The organism is Acinetobacter sp. AYS6 (assembly GCF_025630795.1).
Classification (GTDB): domain Bacteria; phylum Pseudomonadota; class Gammaproteobacteria; order Pseudomonadales; family Moraxellaceae; genus Acinetobacter.
This window is the reverse complement of the sequence record NZ_JAOTNV010000004.1, coordinates 784,281-800,333: the sequence shown is the minus strand read 5'-3', so window position 1 is coordinate 800,333 and position 16,053 is coordinate 784,281. Positions and strand designations below refer to the sequence as shown.

6 protein-coding genes are annotated in these 16,053 nt (G+C 37.6%); 5 read left to right on the top strand and 1 reads right to left on the bottom strand.

The genetic code is table 11. The annotated features are described in order from the left end of the window. Positions 1–17 precede the first annotated feature (17 nt). Complete coding sequence (locus OD757_RS04560; protein ID WP_009392199.1) at positions 18–1,850, bottom strand: phosphoenolpyruvate carboxykinase (GTP); 1,833 nt, start codon at positions 1,848–1,850, stop codon at positions 18–20. A gap of 388 nt (positions 1,851–2,238) precedes the next feature. On the opposite strand from OD757_RS04560, the gene OD757_RS04555 reads away from it, so the two are divergent. From OD757_RS04555 to groL, 5 genes are all read left to right on the top strand, one after another. Beyond that, on the top strand, positions 2,239–3,177 hold the full coding sequence (locus OD757_RS04555) for a diacylglycerol/lipid kinase family protein (protein ID WP_263030991.1): 939 nt from the start codon (positions 2,239–2,241) through the stop codon (positions 3,175–3,177). Beyond that, on the top strand, positions 3,158–3,916 hold the full coding sequence (locus OD757_RS04550) for a metallophosphoesterase family protein (protein WP_263030990.1): 759 nt from the start codon (positions 3,158–3,160) through the stop codon (positions 3,914–3,916). The genes OD757_RS04555 and OD757_RS04550 overlap by 20 nt, the downstream gene beginning before the upstream one ends. A 305-nt stretch (positions 3,917–4,221) precedes the next feature. Next, the gene (gene blp1 / locus OD757_RS04545) at positions 4,222–13,803 is read left to right on the top strand and encodes a biofilm-associated Ig-like repeat protein Blp1 (protein ID WP_263030989.1); all 9,582 of its coding nucleotides are present in this window, start codon (positions 4,222–4,224) and stop codon (positions 13,801–13,803) included. A 240-nt stretch (positions 13,804–14,043) separates the two neighbouring features. Continuing rightward, the gene (gene groES, locus OD757_RS04540; RefSeq protein ID WP_002120604.1) at positions 14,044–14,334 is read left to right on the top strand and encodes a co-chaperone GroES; all 291 of its coding nucleotides are present in this window, start codon (positions 14,044–14,046) and stop codon (positions 14,332–14,334) included. A gap of 58 nt (positions 14,335–14,392) precedes the next feature. Continuing rightward, positions 14,393–16,027 (top strand): chaperonin GroEL, encoded by a 1,635-nt coding sequence (gene groL / locus OD757_RS04535; RefSeq protein ID WP_004790490.1) that lies wholly within the window; start codon positions 14,393–14,395, stop codon positions 16,025–16,027. Positions 16,028–16,053 lie beyond the last annotated feature (26 nt).

The following is a 16,053-nucleotide window of genomic DNA, read 5'->3' as shown; positions in this document are numbered from 1 at the left end:
TTTTTTATATTTAGCAATTAGAAGCCAGTTTTTACAGCTTCAAGTAAAGCTGCTTGACGTTCTTTTAATGCTTTTGGTAAGCGCTCACCAAGTTTATTGAATAACTCAGTGTGGCTTTCAATTTCAGTAACCCACTGATCTTTATCTTGAGCTGTGATAAGGTCAAATTCTTCTTTAGAGAATTCAGTACCTTCCCAGTTCAAGTCATCGTAAGTTGGAACAAGACCAATTGGTGTTTCAACAGCGTTTGCACGACCTTCACAACGGTCAATGATCCACTCAAGAACACGCATGTTTTGACCGAAACCAGGCCATACGAAGTTGCCTTCAGCATCACGACGGAACCAGTTTACATTGAAGATTTTTGGTAATTTATTACCAGCAGCTTCAGCTTTTGTGCTTACTTCTTGACCCAGGCTTAACCAGTGATCGAAGTAGTCAGCCATGTTGTAGCCAGCAAATGGAAGCATCGCGAATGGGTCACGACGAACGATACCTTGTTGACCAACAGCAGCAGCAGTAGTTTCAGAACCCATAGTTGCAGCTTTATAAACGCCATCAACCCAATCAAAAGCTTCAGAAACTAAAGGAACCGTATCTGCACGGCGACCACCGAAGATAAATGCAGAAATCGGAACACCTGCTGGATTTTCCCAGTCAGCATCGATAGAAGGGCATTGACCAGCAGCAACAGTGAAGCGCGCATTTGGATGAGCAGCTTTTTCACCATTTACGTGAGGTTGACCTTTCCAGTTAATTAAGTTAGTTGGAACTTCTTTAGAAAGACCTTCCCACCATACTTGACCGTCATTAGTTACTGCAACGTTTGTATAGATAACATCTTTGTGAAGAGTCGCCATACAGTTAGGGTTAGTCTTGGTATTTGTACCAGGAGCAACACCAAAGAAACCAGCTTCTGGATTGATTGCGTATAGACGACCATCTTCACCTGGTTTGATCCAAGCAATATCGTCACCTACAGTCTCAATTTTCCAGCCTTCGTAGCCTGCTGGTGGAATTAACATTGCGAAGTTTGTTTTACCACATGCAGATGGGAATGCTGCAGCGATATAGTGCTTTTCACCTTGTGGGTTAGTCACACCAAGAATAAGCATATGTTCAGCTAACCAACCTTGTTCGCGACCCATAACAGAAGCGATACGAAGTGCTAAACATTTTTTACCAAGTAATGCGTTACCGCCATAACCAGAACCGTAAGACCAGATTTCACGAGTTTCTGGGTAATGAACGATGTATTTTTCAGGGTTACAAGGCCATGCAACGTCTTTTTGCCCTTCAGCAAGAGGAGCACCTACGGTATGAATACAAGGAATAAATTCGCCGTCTGTACCTAACACGTCATAAACTGCTTTACCCATACGTGCCATTTTGCGCATGCTAACAGCAACGTAAGGAGAGTCAGTTAACTCGATACCGATATGAGCAATATGGCTTCCAAGCGGACCCATAGAGAAAGGCACAACGTACATTGTACGACCTTCCATTGATCCTTCGAACAAACCATTTAACTTTTCACGCATAACAGCTGGTTCTTCCCAGTTGTTTGTCGCACCAGCATCTTCTTTCTTTTGAGAGCAAATGTAAGTACGGTCTTCAACACGCGCAACATCAGATGGGTCAGAATTTGCAAGATAAGAACCAGGATGTTTTTCTTGGTTTAATTTCTGCATGGTGCCGTTAGCGATCATCAAGTCGATTAGACGTTGATACTCTTCTTCGCTTCCGTCACACCATTCGATTTTTGCTGGTTTGGTTAAGTTTGCAATTTCTTCAACCCATGCGATAAGCTTAGGATGACGAACGAATTCTGGTGCGTTCACTGTGGTCATGGTGAGGCCTATTCAAAATATGTACAACGTACAAGTCATTCATTGAGGTACAATGAAAGATCAAATAAAAAAGTGGCTGTATTAAAGCATAAAATCATAAAAAAAATAAGACTAAAGAATAAGAAATAGATATTTTGACTTTTAAATTTTTTTGATTTAAATCATTTGGTTATTGTTTTTTTGTGTATTTTGTTCTTTACATTTTTATGTTGTATGTGTGTTATTTATATTATTTATTTTTTTTAAAATCAATAACTTGATGTTTAAATTTTTCTTGAGAATTATTATTGATTAAACAAATGATCATCATTCGAAATTTACATAAAGAGACTTTTATTAGGCGATTTTCTATACAAAATACAAATGAATCCTCTTTAAGATAATAAAAATGCGGACTTTAAAACCTCTCTCTATCATCTATAACCAGAAATCGGGTTTTCATGCTTCAAAACATGAAGATATGTATGAACAATTAATGACTGTACTCACCGAATTTGGGTTTGAAATACAAGTTTTTGAATTAGCGCAAGATGTTTCATTTGATGATTTAATGAATCAAGTGATTCATCGGCATAGTCAAAACGCAAATTTAGGCGTTGTTGTGGCAGCGGGTGGGGATGGAACGTTAAATGCAATAGCCTCCAAACTTCGACATACAAATATCCCTATGGGAATTTTACCTTTAGGGACTTTTAACTATGTCGCTAAAGTTTTAGATATTCCTTTAGACTTGTTAGAAGCTGCTGAAGTCATCGCTACAGGCACACCGCGTTCTGTACATATTGCGACGATTAACGATCATATTTATTTAAATAATGCGAGCCTAGGCCTTTATCCATTATTTATAAAAAAACGTGAGCTTTACAATAAGTATTTAGGACGTTTGCCTTTACATGCCTATACCTCTGCTTTGGATGTTTTATTAAGAGAAAATAAATCCATGAAACTTTCCGTCACGGTCGATGGGAAGAAATATCCAGTTAAAACACCTCTCATTTTCTTTGGTAATAATCAATTGCAACTATGTGATATGAAATTAAGAATCGCCGATTGTGCTGCACAGGGAAGAGTTGCTGGTGTTGTAATTACAAAAAGTGATAGGCTTAGTTTATTAAACATGTTGTGGCAATGGATTCAGGGCAAAGTTGAAGAGACACAAGATGTTTATAGTTTTTGTGCTGACCATGTCATCGTTGAGTGTGCAAAAAAATCAAAGCTTATAGTGGCTCTAGATGGTGAAATATTAGAGATGAAAACACCATTAAATTTCACTGTAGAAAAGAATGCTTTAAATATTATGGTGCCCAATGTTATTACATCTATCTGATTTGCATTTTGGAACAGAAATCGAGGCCTGTTTAGATGCGATTCGGCTTTTTTGTACTCAACATAAACCTGAAGTTATTGTTGTGAGTGGAGATATCACTCAGCGTGCCCGTTATCAACAGTTTTATAATTGTCGCCAGTTTTTAGATAGTCTTAATATTCCTTATCTTATTGTACCGGGTAATCACGACATTCCTTTGTATCATGTCTGGAACCGTTTTTTTTCTCCATTTACCCGCTATCAATATTTTTTTGGTCAGCTTGAGCCCACTTTAGAAACTGAGCATTTTTATATCGTGGGTGTAAATAGTATACGTCGCCGTTATCATACACGTGGGCATATTTCGATTGAGCAAATTCAAACGACATATGAGCGCTTACAGCAAGGGCCACCGAATAAAATCAAGTTAGTAGTTTTTCATCAGCCTTTTTATACGCCGCCTGATGATGAGCATGGTATTAAAGATTGCCCAGTATTAGGAAAAATGGCACTCGAAAAATGGAGTACGACAGGGCTATTTGGTTTGTTACATGGGCATCTGCATAAAACGGCTGTATATGATTTAACTCAGATTTATCAATTAAAAATAGATCATCCTATTTATGATATTCATGCAGGGACAGCGACATCTAGCCGTTTACATTATCATGTTCCGAATAGTTTTAATGTCATTTCAAATGAAGGGAAAATTGATCATTATTGGTTTAATTACGATTTAAATATTTTTCAATTAATTTAATTATAAAAATTATATAAGACATTTAACTTAAGAGTAGATTGATAAAAATTTATCCATTACAATGCCTAAGCTTTAAATTCTATATATGGGGAATAGGAAAACATTCTAAATGTTTTATCATTATTTAAAATAATATTAACGGATACATAAAGATTTTTAACTATATAAAAAGCTGCGATTTTAAAGTAGCTATAATAAGGGTTTAGTGTTTTGTAAGGTTTAATAATATTTTATAAAAATGAGTAACTATTTGACTTAATATTTTAGAAAAACTTAATAATTATTTAAAATTTCATGGTGGAAAAATGGTACAAGTATCATTAATGGCAAATAATGCTTCAAAAAATAATACAGTTGATATTAATGTAGGCCAGACAAAAAATATTGTAGTAGATCCTAAAGAAATCGCAAAAATCGATATAAGCCCAGAAAAAATTGCCTCAATAACAAGAGAGGGAAATAATGCAATTCTTCATCTAAAAGATGGAACTGAAATTGTTTTAGAAAACTATTTTATTAGCGAAAACCCGCAAATTCTTTTAAATGAAGGGCAGAGTTCTTGGACTGCCAATTTGGGTGAAGATGCTGCAGGAAAGACCACTGTTAATTATTTAGAATTAAAAGATGTTCCAAAGTTTATAGACTCTTCATCTTCTGTGCCTCTCTGGTCTGGGGTGGTCAGTGCTTTAGCGGGTGCAGGAACGATTGCTTTATTGTCACGGAAAGATCCTAAAGATACGACGCCTCCTGAATCAGGTACTTTGAAGCTTAAAAATCTTTTGGATTCAGGGGTATCTACAACGGACCAGATCACTCAAGATAAAACCTTTAATTTAAAGATTGAAGGTCAGGAAAGTGGCAGTCGAGTAACGTATTTGGTCTCTACCGATGATGGTAAGACATGGCAAGAAACAACGGTCACTCAAAAAGATTTAGTGGATGGAAGTTATCTTTACAAAGCTGTAGTAACAGACCGAGCTGGAAATGCATCTGAAACTGCTATACAAAAAGTCGTTGTGGATACTACAGGGCCGAAAGCAGGTGAACTGACTTTATCTGATTTGACCGATACAGGTGTTTCGGCAACAGATCAGATTACGCAAGATAAAACTTTTGATTTAAAGGTTAGCGGACAAGAAGTGAATAGCCAAATCACGTACTGGCTATCGAAAGATGAAGGAAAAACTTGGCAAGAAACGACAGTAAATCAAAAAGATTTGGCTGATGGAGTTTACCAATATAAAGCAGTAATAACAGATGTTGCAGGGAATACGTCAGAAACCGCTATACAAAAAGTCACTGTAGATACTACAGGGCCGAAAGCAGGTGAACTGACTTTATCTGATTTGACCGATACAGGTGTTTCGGCAACAGATCAGATTACGCAAGATAAAACTTTTGATTTAAAGGTTAGCGGACAAGAAGTGAATAGCCAAATCACGTACTGGCTATCGAAAGATGAAGGAAAAACTTGGCAAGAAACAACAGTTGCACAAAAAGATTTGGCTGATGGTGTTTATCAATATAAAGCTGTAGTGACTGATCTTGCAGGTAATACATCGGAAACCGCTATACAAAAAGTCACGGTAGATACTACAGCGCCGAAAGCAGGTGAACTGACTTTATCTGATTTAATTGATACAGGTGTTTCAGCAACGGATCAAATTACACAAGATAATAATTTTACTTTGAAGCTAGCTCAACCAATTGTGATCGGTGAACAAGCTGCTTTACTAGACCACTATGAAGTTTCAAAAGATGACGGAAAAACTTGGCACGAAACAACAGCTGAACAAAAAGATTTAGCTGATGGTATTTATCAATATAAAGCTGTGGTGACGGATCTTGCGGGTAACACATCAGAAACTGCTGTGCAAAAAGTAGTTGTAGATAATTCCTTAAATATTGAATCAACTACAATAATTGTAAAGCCGATTACTGAAGACAATACAATAAGCCTGGTTGAAAAAGATCAAGTTATTTCTATAAGACTTGAAGTCGATAATCTACCAATAGATTTAAATAGCTCATTGACTTCAATAAATACGACATTAAATGATGTTGTTTATAACTTTCATTTTGATGAGTTAACCCAAGAATGGGTTGCTGAAATTCCAGCAGAGTTCCTGTGGTCAGAAGAATCGCAAACCAATATATCAATTGATATTAGCTTTACTGATCAAGCTGGTAATACAGCCATTATTAAACAGATTCAAAATTATAATGTAGATCATACTCCGAATTCACCAACACTAGATTCTCTAACTTTTAATAATATAGATGGAGCTATCATTTCGGGTAGCGCATATAAAGGAAGTAAAGTCGATATCTACAATAAAAATGGTGATTGGCTTGCAACTACAATAACTAATGAAGAAGGTAAATTTACTTTACAAGACCTTTCGATTAACTCAAATCAAGAGGTTTATGCAGTTGCTACTTATAATGGATACAGCAGCGAAAACTCATCAATTGGACTAGTTACTGAAGTTCCAGCTCTTAGTATTTTACGAATTAGTCCAGAAGGCGTGATCACTGGTTATGCGACTGAAGGCAGTCATTTTATTGTAAAAGATCAGAATGGAAATATTCTACAAGAGTTTAACTCTATTGCATTTGAGGGCTCAGGTATTATGCCTTTTAGTGTAATGGAATTAGGTGAAGTTAGACCATTTACTTTGTCCCTCGATCAACCTTTGAAGGAAGGTACTCAAATTATTATCTCTACCGATAAAGATAATGTTTCAGGCCATCCACAATATATTACCGCAGACTATACGCCCGCAGTATTTTTAGAAACTCCACAATTTGATATCAGTGGTGAAACTTTATCAGTACATGTCAATGAACCTAACAGCCTTATTCTTGTGTTTTCCGGAACAGGAAATCTAATCGCTAACGGTGTTACAGATGAACAAGGCTTTGCAAGTTTACATGTGTTCCAATTTTTAAAAGAAGGTGAGTCGGTTACCGTACAAGTAGTAGATAAAAATCAAAATACGAGTGAAGCCCTAATCGAAGTTCCAAACTTTGCTTATATTCCACATGTTGAACGTATTACACAAGAAGGCTTAATTTCTGGGTCTGCTGAAGATAATAGTACGGTAATTGTGCGTGATGCTGACGGTAATGAATTAGGAAAGGTTACATTAGGTGATGACAATAGTTGGAATGAATTTAGTCATTTTAGCTTGAGTGTAAACCGACCTTTAATTGATGGAGAGCAAATTTCCGTTCAAATTATTGATAATAAAAGTCTGATGAGCCCTGAGCAGAATATTGTTGTAGATTTGACTCCTCCGCCTGTTCCAACAGATTTAAACTTCAATGATGCTGGCGATTTAGTTTATGGTCATGCAGAACCTTTCTCTGAAATTTTAGTTAAAGATGGACAAGGAAACATTCTTAATAAATGGTTTTGGAATAACTGGACCGACGAGAGTGGAAGTTTCTCGATAGAATTAGGTATGTTTTTAACTAATGCTGAGACGGTCTATGTCACGGCTACCGATGTAAATGGAAATGTAAGTTTAGCAGCGCAGATCCAGGCGCCTAACTATGCTTTTGCTCCCTATGTAGATAGCTTTACTTCAGACGGAGTGATAAGTGGGCAAGCTGAAAATAATAGTACTCTGATTGTTAAAGATGCCAAAGGTGAAGTCGTAGCTGAAATTAAAGTCGGTGAAGATAACGGCTGGAATGGATCAAGTTATTTTAAACTCCAACTTGATCGCCCTCTTGTTGATGGTGAGCAGTTGTTCTTATCAATTAAGGATGCTCGTGGACAAATAAGCACCGATACTGTAATTACCGCTGATACAGTTGCTCCTACACCAGCCAGTAATTTAGTTTTCTCAGAAGATGGTTCATATCTTACGGGTGTAGCAGAACTGAATACTACGATTCAGGTTTTTGATCATAATGGTCAACTCGTGAATATATGGAATAACACCATAAACTCGGACGGTACATTTACTATTTTCTTAGGTAGCAACAATTTACATGGAGAGGCATTCACGGTCACCGTTAAAGACCAAGCCGGAAATGTGAGTGAAGCTGTTTCAATAAATGCTCCACTTGATGATATTGCACCGGATCCAATTAAAAATATTTTACTTGATACAAACGGTCAAAACTTTACAGCACAAGCAGAAGCAAATAGTCAGATTGAAGTTTTTGATTCATTGGGTAATCAGACAGGTTGGGGCTCTACAGATAGTGCGGGTAATGTCTCAGGCTTTTTCAATCAAATCTATTTACATGGTGAAGAGCTTACTTTTGTTGTCATAGATCGAGTTGGTAACCGCAGTATCGAATTTAAGCAAAATGCTTTAATTGATACCATTGCACCAAACCCGATTGAAAATATCATCTTCAACGAAGATGGCCAAAGCTTTACAGCTCATGCAGAAGCTGGAAGCTCTATTGATGTATTCGATCAGGATGGAAATAAGATTACTACTAGTTATACCGATAGCTTAGGTAATGTATTTGGTTATTTCCCGCAAGTTTACTTACACGGTGAGGAACTTACTTTTGTTGTAGTAGATCGAGCGGGTAACCGCAGTGCAGAGATCAAGCAGAGTGTTTTGAATGACGATGTCGCACCAAATCCGATTGAAAATATTGTATTAGATATCAATGGTCAGAACTTTACCGCTCAGGCAGAAGTAAATAGCCAAATTGAAATTAAAAATGCCAATGGTGATGTAATCGGGTATGGTTCCGCAGATAGCATGGGCAATGTTTCAGGATCTTTTTATCAAGTACATTTACATGGCGAAGAGCTTACTTTTGTTGTCGTTGACCGAGCGGGTAACCGTAGTACAGAAGTTAAGCAGAATGCCTTGATTGATGATATTGCGCCAAATCCGATTGAAAATATTGTATTAGATATCAATGGTCAAAACTTTACGGCACAAGCAGAAGCAAATACTCAAGTTGAAGTTAGAAATGCTGCAGGTGAGGTCGTAGGTTCAGGTTATGTGGATGGTGCTGGTAATGTGTCAGGATACATATATCAAGTCCATTTACATGGAGAAGAACTCACTTTTTTTGTCGTTGACCGAGCGGGTAACCGTAGTACAGAAGTTAAGCAGAATGCTTTAACTGATGATATTGCACCAAATCCAATTGAAAATATTGTACTTGATGCGAACGGACAGAACTTTACAGCTCAGGCAGAAGCAAACACTCAGATTGAAATCAAAAATGCTGCTGGCGAAGTCATAGGATCTGGTTCAACCGATAGCATGGGTAATGCTTCTGGTTACTTCTATCAGGTCTATTTACATGGAGAAGAACTCACTTTTGTTGTAGTTGACAAAGCGGGGAACCGCAGTACAGAGGTCAAGCAGAATGCCTTGATTGATGATATTGTTCCGAACGCGATTGAAAACATTATCTTTAATGAAAATGGTCAAAACTTTACAGCGCAAGCAGAAGTAAATAGCAAAGTTGAAGTTAAAAATGCTGTGGGTGAGGTTGTAGGTACTGGTTATGTAGATAGTGCTGGTAATGTCTCGGGTTACTTGAATCAAGTTTATTTAAAAGGTGAGGAGCTCACTTTTGTTGTGATTGATCAAGCTGGTAATCGCAGTGTTGAAGTAAAACAAACAGCCTTTCTTGATAATACTGCACCAGAAAATGCGACTAATTTAGTATTTAGCGAAGATGGTTCATATCTAACTGGTATGGCTGAGCCAAATGCTACGATTCAGATATTTGATCAGAATGGGCAATTGGTAAATCAGTGGAATAATAATGTTAATTGGGATGGAACATTTAACATCTATTTAGACAGTAACTACTTGCATGGCGAAGAGTTTAAGGTAGTTGTAGTAGATCGGGCTGGTAATTTGAGTGGTGGGGTTACTGTAAAAGCACCGCTTGATGATATTGCTCCTGTAGCTGCAAGTGATCTGGTCTTTAATGAAGATGGCTCATCCCTTTCTGGTGTAGCTGAGCCAAATACCTTCATCCAGATTTTTGATCAAAATGGTCAGCAGATGAATACGTGGAGTCAGAGTGTAAATGCTGATGGAACATTTACTATTTTTTTCGGTACTTACAATTTACATGGTGAAGTGTTCACAGTCACTGTTAAAGATCGAGCCGGAAATGTGAGTGAAGCTGTTTCAGTTAAGGCTCCATTTGATGATATTGCGCCAAATCCGATTAAAAATATTGTTCTTGATGCGAACGGGCAAAGCTTTACAGCACAAGCAGAAGCAAATAGTCAGATTGAAGTTTTTGACTCATTTGGTAATCAGATAGGTTGGGGCTCTACCGATAGCACTGGTAATGTAACGGGTTACTTCTACCAAGTTTATTTACATGGAGAAGAATTAACTTTCGTTGTCATGGATCGAATGGGTAACCGCAGTGTCGAACTTAAGTTAAATGCTTTGGTGGATACCATTACGCCAGACCCAATTGAAAACATCATCTTTGATGAAAATGGGCAAAATTTTACGGCACAAGCAGAAGCCAATAGTTTTATTGGTGTCAAAAATGCTGCGGGTGAGTTTGTCGGTTATGGTTATGTCGATAGCACTGGTAATGTGACAGGCTATTTCAATCAGGTTTATTTAAAAGGTGAGGAACTCACTTTTATCGTTATAGATAAAGCAGGTAATCAAAGTGTTGAATTTAAGCAAAATGCTTTGATTGATGATATTGCACCAAATCCGATTGAAAATATCGTCTTAAATGAAAATGGTCAAAACTTTACAGCGCAAGCGGAAGCAAATAGTCGAATCGAAGTTAAAAATGCTGTTGGTGAGGTTGTAGGATCTGGTTCAACCGATAGCATGGGTAATGTTTCTGGTTACTTGTATCAGGTCTATTTACATGGCGAAGAGCTCACTTTTGTTGTCGTTGACCGAGCGGGGAACCGTAGTACAGAGGTCAAGCAGAATGCTTTGATTGATGATATCGCACCAAATCCGATTGAGAATATTGTGCTCGACTCACACGGTCAAAACTTTACGGCGCAAGCAGAAGTAAATACTCGGATTGAAGTTAAAAATGCTGCGGGTGAGGTAATAGGTTCTGGTTATGTAGATGGTGCTGGTAATGTGTCAGGTTATTTTAATCAAGTCTATTTACATGGAGAGGAATTAACTTTCATCGTTGTAGATATAGCAGGTAACCGAAGTATTGAGGTTAAACAAAATGCTTTAATTGATGATGTCGCACCGCCAGCTGCTGCAAATATTACATTAGCCTCAGACGGATTGCTTTTTGGTGAGGCTGAACCAAATACAACTGTTGAAATTATTGATCAATATGGTGCAGTTATCACAACAATGTATGTTGGATATGATGGAAAATTTTATCAATGGATCAATCTGAGTCAATATCAGACACAAAATTTGAGTATTGTTGTCAAAGATATTGCTGGCAACCGAAGTGAAGTTGCTCATCAGTTAGTACCTATATTTACGAACTCACCAATTGCTGCAACAGGGCTAAAATTGGATATTGATGGCCATATTCTTACGGGTAAGGCGACAGTAGGAATGACGATTGTTGTTACATCCGCGGATGGTCAAAGCATTAATTGGGGGTGGAACAGTGTCGTGAACGAAGATGGTAGTTTTGCTATTGAGTTAAATGACTATTATCTAAAGGGACAGATATTACAAGTTCGAGTTTATGACCAAAATACCAATCAATATAGCCCAATCTCTGAAATTATTGCGCCTTTAGACAATATTGCTCCAGTGATTGACGATGTGGTGATTAACAATGATGGTCAGGGAATTTCAGGCCACACTGATTCAAAAGCAATCATTCAGGTAATGGATGCGGATGGGAATTTACGAGCAGAATCTCAATCGGATGAATTAGGATATTTCAATGCTAATATTTATCCACCTATATTACGTGGAGAGCAATTATTTATCACGGCAATCGATTTAGCCAAAAATATAAGTACACCATTGAATATTACTTTTAATGCAGATACTAATGCACCTCCATCAGCAGAGCATATTGTTGTTTCTGAAAATGGTTTGTTTATTGAGGGGACTGCTTTAGCAAGTAGTTATGTATATATTTTTGATGTGTATACTAATCATATTGGTGGTGGTTCTGTAGATGAAACAGGACACTTTAATATCCAGTTGTACTCACCTCAGGTGAGTGGACAGACCTTACGCATTGTTGTGGAACAAAATGGCTATCTAAGCACTTACACCGAAATTACCGCACCTATAGATATCGTCGCACCAAATGCAGCAACTCAGCTTGTCTTAGAAGATGGAAATGTACTTTCAGGACAAGCGGAAGCATATTCAACTGTTAATATTTTTGATGATAATAATTTAGTTGGTCAAACTACTGTCAGAAATGATGGAAGTTTCACAACATACTTATGGTCACAATATTGGCATGGTGAAACATTGACGGTAAAAGTAGTTGATGCCAATCAAAATGAGAGTGAGGGTACAACGGTTGTTGCTATAAATGATACAACAGCACCGAATGTAGCCACACAGCTTGCTATGAAAGGATGGGGCGAGCTCACGGGGCATGCAGAAAGTAAGGCTACTCTTGAAGTTACATATCATTTTGCTGATCAAGAACCTTTTGTAACAAATACTATGGTCATGGCAGATGGAACTTTCTCTACTTATATGTATGAGAATGCGACATCATTTGATATTACTGTTATTGATCGTGCAGGAAATCGTAGTGAAACTATCAGCAAAGCGATTAGTGACTTACATACGATCACGGTTGATCAGTTTATAGGTGATGCTACGGATAACATTTATATAGTTGATCATATAAGTGATTTTGTTCAAGAATATATGGTTGAGCCGTATGCAATATATAAAGATGTCTGGATTGATAATAGCTATATGTATCCAGAATGGATTAATGAAGGGCATTATGAACAGATATGGCTTGTTGATGGATATTATGAACAACAATTAATAACAGATGTATATTATGAAAAGCAGTGGATCATAAGTGGTTATTCGACTATACAAAAAATATATGTAAATCAAGATAATATAACTTATATAGATAATGGCACGGCAGAGAGCGACTATAGTCGATATGTAGAACAACATTATGATGCTGTAAATGAACAATGGCGAGAAGGTTATGAATTGACCTATATCCGTTCAGAAGAAGGCTGGGTTGATACTAGTCATTTTGAAGATATTTATTTTGATACAAGTCATTATGAAGATGTTTGGGTGGATGCTAGCCGTTATGAAGATGTTTGGGTAGATACTAGCCACTATGAAGATGTTTGGGTAGAAAGTGGCTATTGGGAGAACCAGCTTGTCGAATCAGGCTACCGAGATGTCGATTTTGGTGGACACGATAAAATAGTTAGCTCTGTGAGTTATAGTCTGGTTGGATATTCTGATTGGTCAACAGGTCTAGAAAGTGGTCGTTATGTAGAAGACTTGGAGCTAGTTGGTTCTGCTCATCTGAATGCAACAGGCAATACTTTAGATAATCTTTTAACAGGTAACACTGGTAATAACGTTTTGAATGGGCGTGAAGGTAACGATACCTATATGACTAATGAAGGTGCTGATACCATTTTGTTTCAATTGCTAAATAGCCAAGATGCGACTGGCGGGAATGGACATGATACGGTGTTAGATTTTACTTTAGGTGATGTAAGAACTGACTTCCAAGCTGACAAAATCGATTTAAGTGAACTATTAATTGACTATTCTAAAGATGTGAGCACATTAGCTAAATTTATTACTGTAGAACAAGATGCTGGAAACACCACTATTAGTCTTGACCGAGATGGTGAAGGTACAATATTTAGTAGTATTTCATTGATTACTTTAAATCAGGTAAATACAACATTGGATGAACTGTTGAATAACCGACAACTTGTTGTTTAATATTGTTATTTTTATTAATAAAAGGGGCTATGAAAATAGTCCCTTTTATTTTGTGCTTTAAATTTAATAAAAACTCTTCACAACCTGTTAAAAAATGACCAAAAAAGATAAGTTTTTTTTCATTTTCCCCTTGAAGCGTTTTTTTTCATCCCCACAAAAGTGACATCTAAATATTTTGTTATTGCTATGGATTATGGCAGTAACGATTAATCAAAAAGACTTAGTCTGATGGAGTTAATTATGAGCAACATTCGTCCATTACATGATCGCGTTGTAATTCGTCGCGTAGAAGAAGAAACCAAAACTGCTGGTGGTATTTTACTTCCAGGTTCTGCTGCTGAAAAACCATCTCAAGGTGAAGTAATTGCAGTAGGTAATGGTCAAATCACTGAGAATGGCGTACGTGCTTTGGATGTTAAAGTTGGTGACAAAGTATTGTTTGGTACTTATGCAGGTACAACAGTGAAAGTAAGTGGTGAAGAACTCTTAATCATGAAAGAGTCAGACATTTTAGCTGTATTGGAAGGCTAATCAATCCATAACTCAATTCATTATCAGATTCAGTATTTAAAAAGATTCGGAGTTTAATATGTCAGCTAAAGACGTAAAATTTGGTGATTCAGCTCGCTCAAAAATGATTGCAGGCGTAAACGTACTTGCAGATGCTGTTAAAGTGACTTTAGGCCCTAAAGGTCGTAACGTTGTTATTGACCGTTCTTTCGGCGCTCCGCACATCACTAAAGACGGTGTAACTGTTGCTAAAGAAATTTCATTAAAAGACAAGTTTGAAAACATGGGTGCTCAACTTGTTCGTGAAGTTTCTAGCAAAACTAACGACATTGCTGGTGACGGTACAACAACTGCAACTGTACTTGCTCAAGCAATTTTAAATGAAGGGATCAAATCTGTAACTGCAGGTATGAACCCAATGGATTTAAAACGTGGTATCGATATCGCAGTAAAAACTGTAGTTGAAAATATCCGTTCAAATGCAAAACCTGCTGATGATTTTAAAGCGATCGAACAAGTTGGTTCTATCTCTGCTAACTCTGACACTACTGTTGGTAAACTTATCGCTCAAGCGATGGAAAAAGTAGGTAAAGAAGGCGTAATCACTGTAGAAGAAGGTTCTGGCTTCGAAGACGCTTTAGACGTTGTAGAAGGTATGCAGTTTGACCGTGGTTATATCTCTCCGTACTTTGCAAACAAGCAAGATACTTTAACAGCTGAGCTTGAAAACCCGTTCATTCTTCTTGTTGACAAGAAAATCGGTAATATTCGTGAATTGATTTCTGTTTTAGAAGCAGTTGCGAAAACTGGTAAACCACTTCTTATCATCGCTGAAGATGTTGAAGGCGAAGCGCTTGCTACACTTGTTGTAAACAACATGCGCGGTATTATTAAAGTATGTGCTGTTAAAGCTCCTGGTTTCGGTGACCGCCGTAAAGCAATGCTTCAAGACATCGCGATCTTGACTGGCGCAACTGTTATTTCTGAAGAAGTTGGTATGTCTTTAGAGCAAGCGACTCTTCAAGATTTAGGTACTGCACACAAGATCACTGTTTCTAAAGAAAACACTGTAATTGTTGATGGTGCTGGTGATGCAGCTGCTATTGCTGAGCGTGTTCAGCAAATCCGTGCTCAAATTGAAGAATCTTCTTCAGAATACGACCGTGAAAAATTACAAGAACGCGTTGCTAAATTAGCAGGCGGTGTTGCTGTAATTAAAATCGGTGCAGCAACTGAAGTTGAAATGAAAGAGAAGAAAGACCGCGTAGACGACGCACTTCATGCAACTCGTGCAGCAGTTGAAGAAGGTGTGGTTGCTGGTGGTGGTGTTGCGCTAGTACGTGCTGTAAATGTATTAGATAACCTAAAAGGTGCTAACGAAGATCAAACAGCGGGTATCAATATTTTACGCCGTGCGATCGAAGCTCCACTTCGTCAAATCGTTTCAAATGCTGGTGATGAGCCATCTGTAGTTATCAATGCAGTTAAAGCGGGTGAAGGTAACTTCGGTTATAACGCTGCAACTGGCGAATATGGCGATATGTTAGAAATGGGTATTCTTGACCCTGCTAAAGTAACTCGTTCTGCACTTGAACACGCTGCTTCTGTAGCTGGTTTAATGTTAACTACAGAATGTATGATTACTGACATTCCAGAAGATAAACCAGCTGTTCCAGATATGGGCGGTATGGGTGGTATGGGCGGAATGATGTAATAACGCATCAACGCTTTAACCAAAAA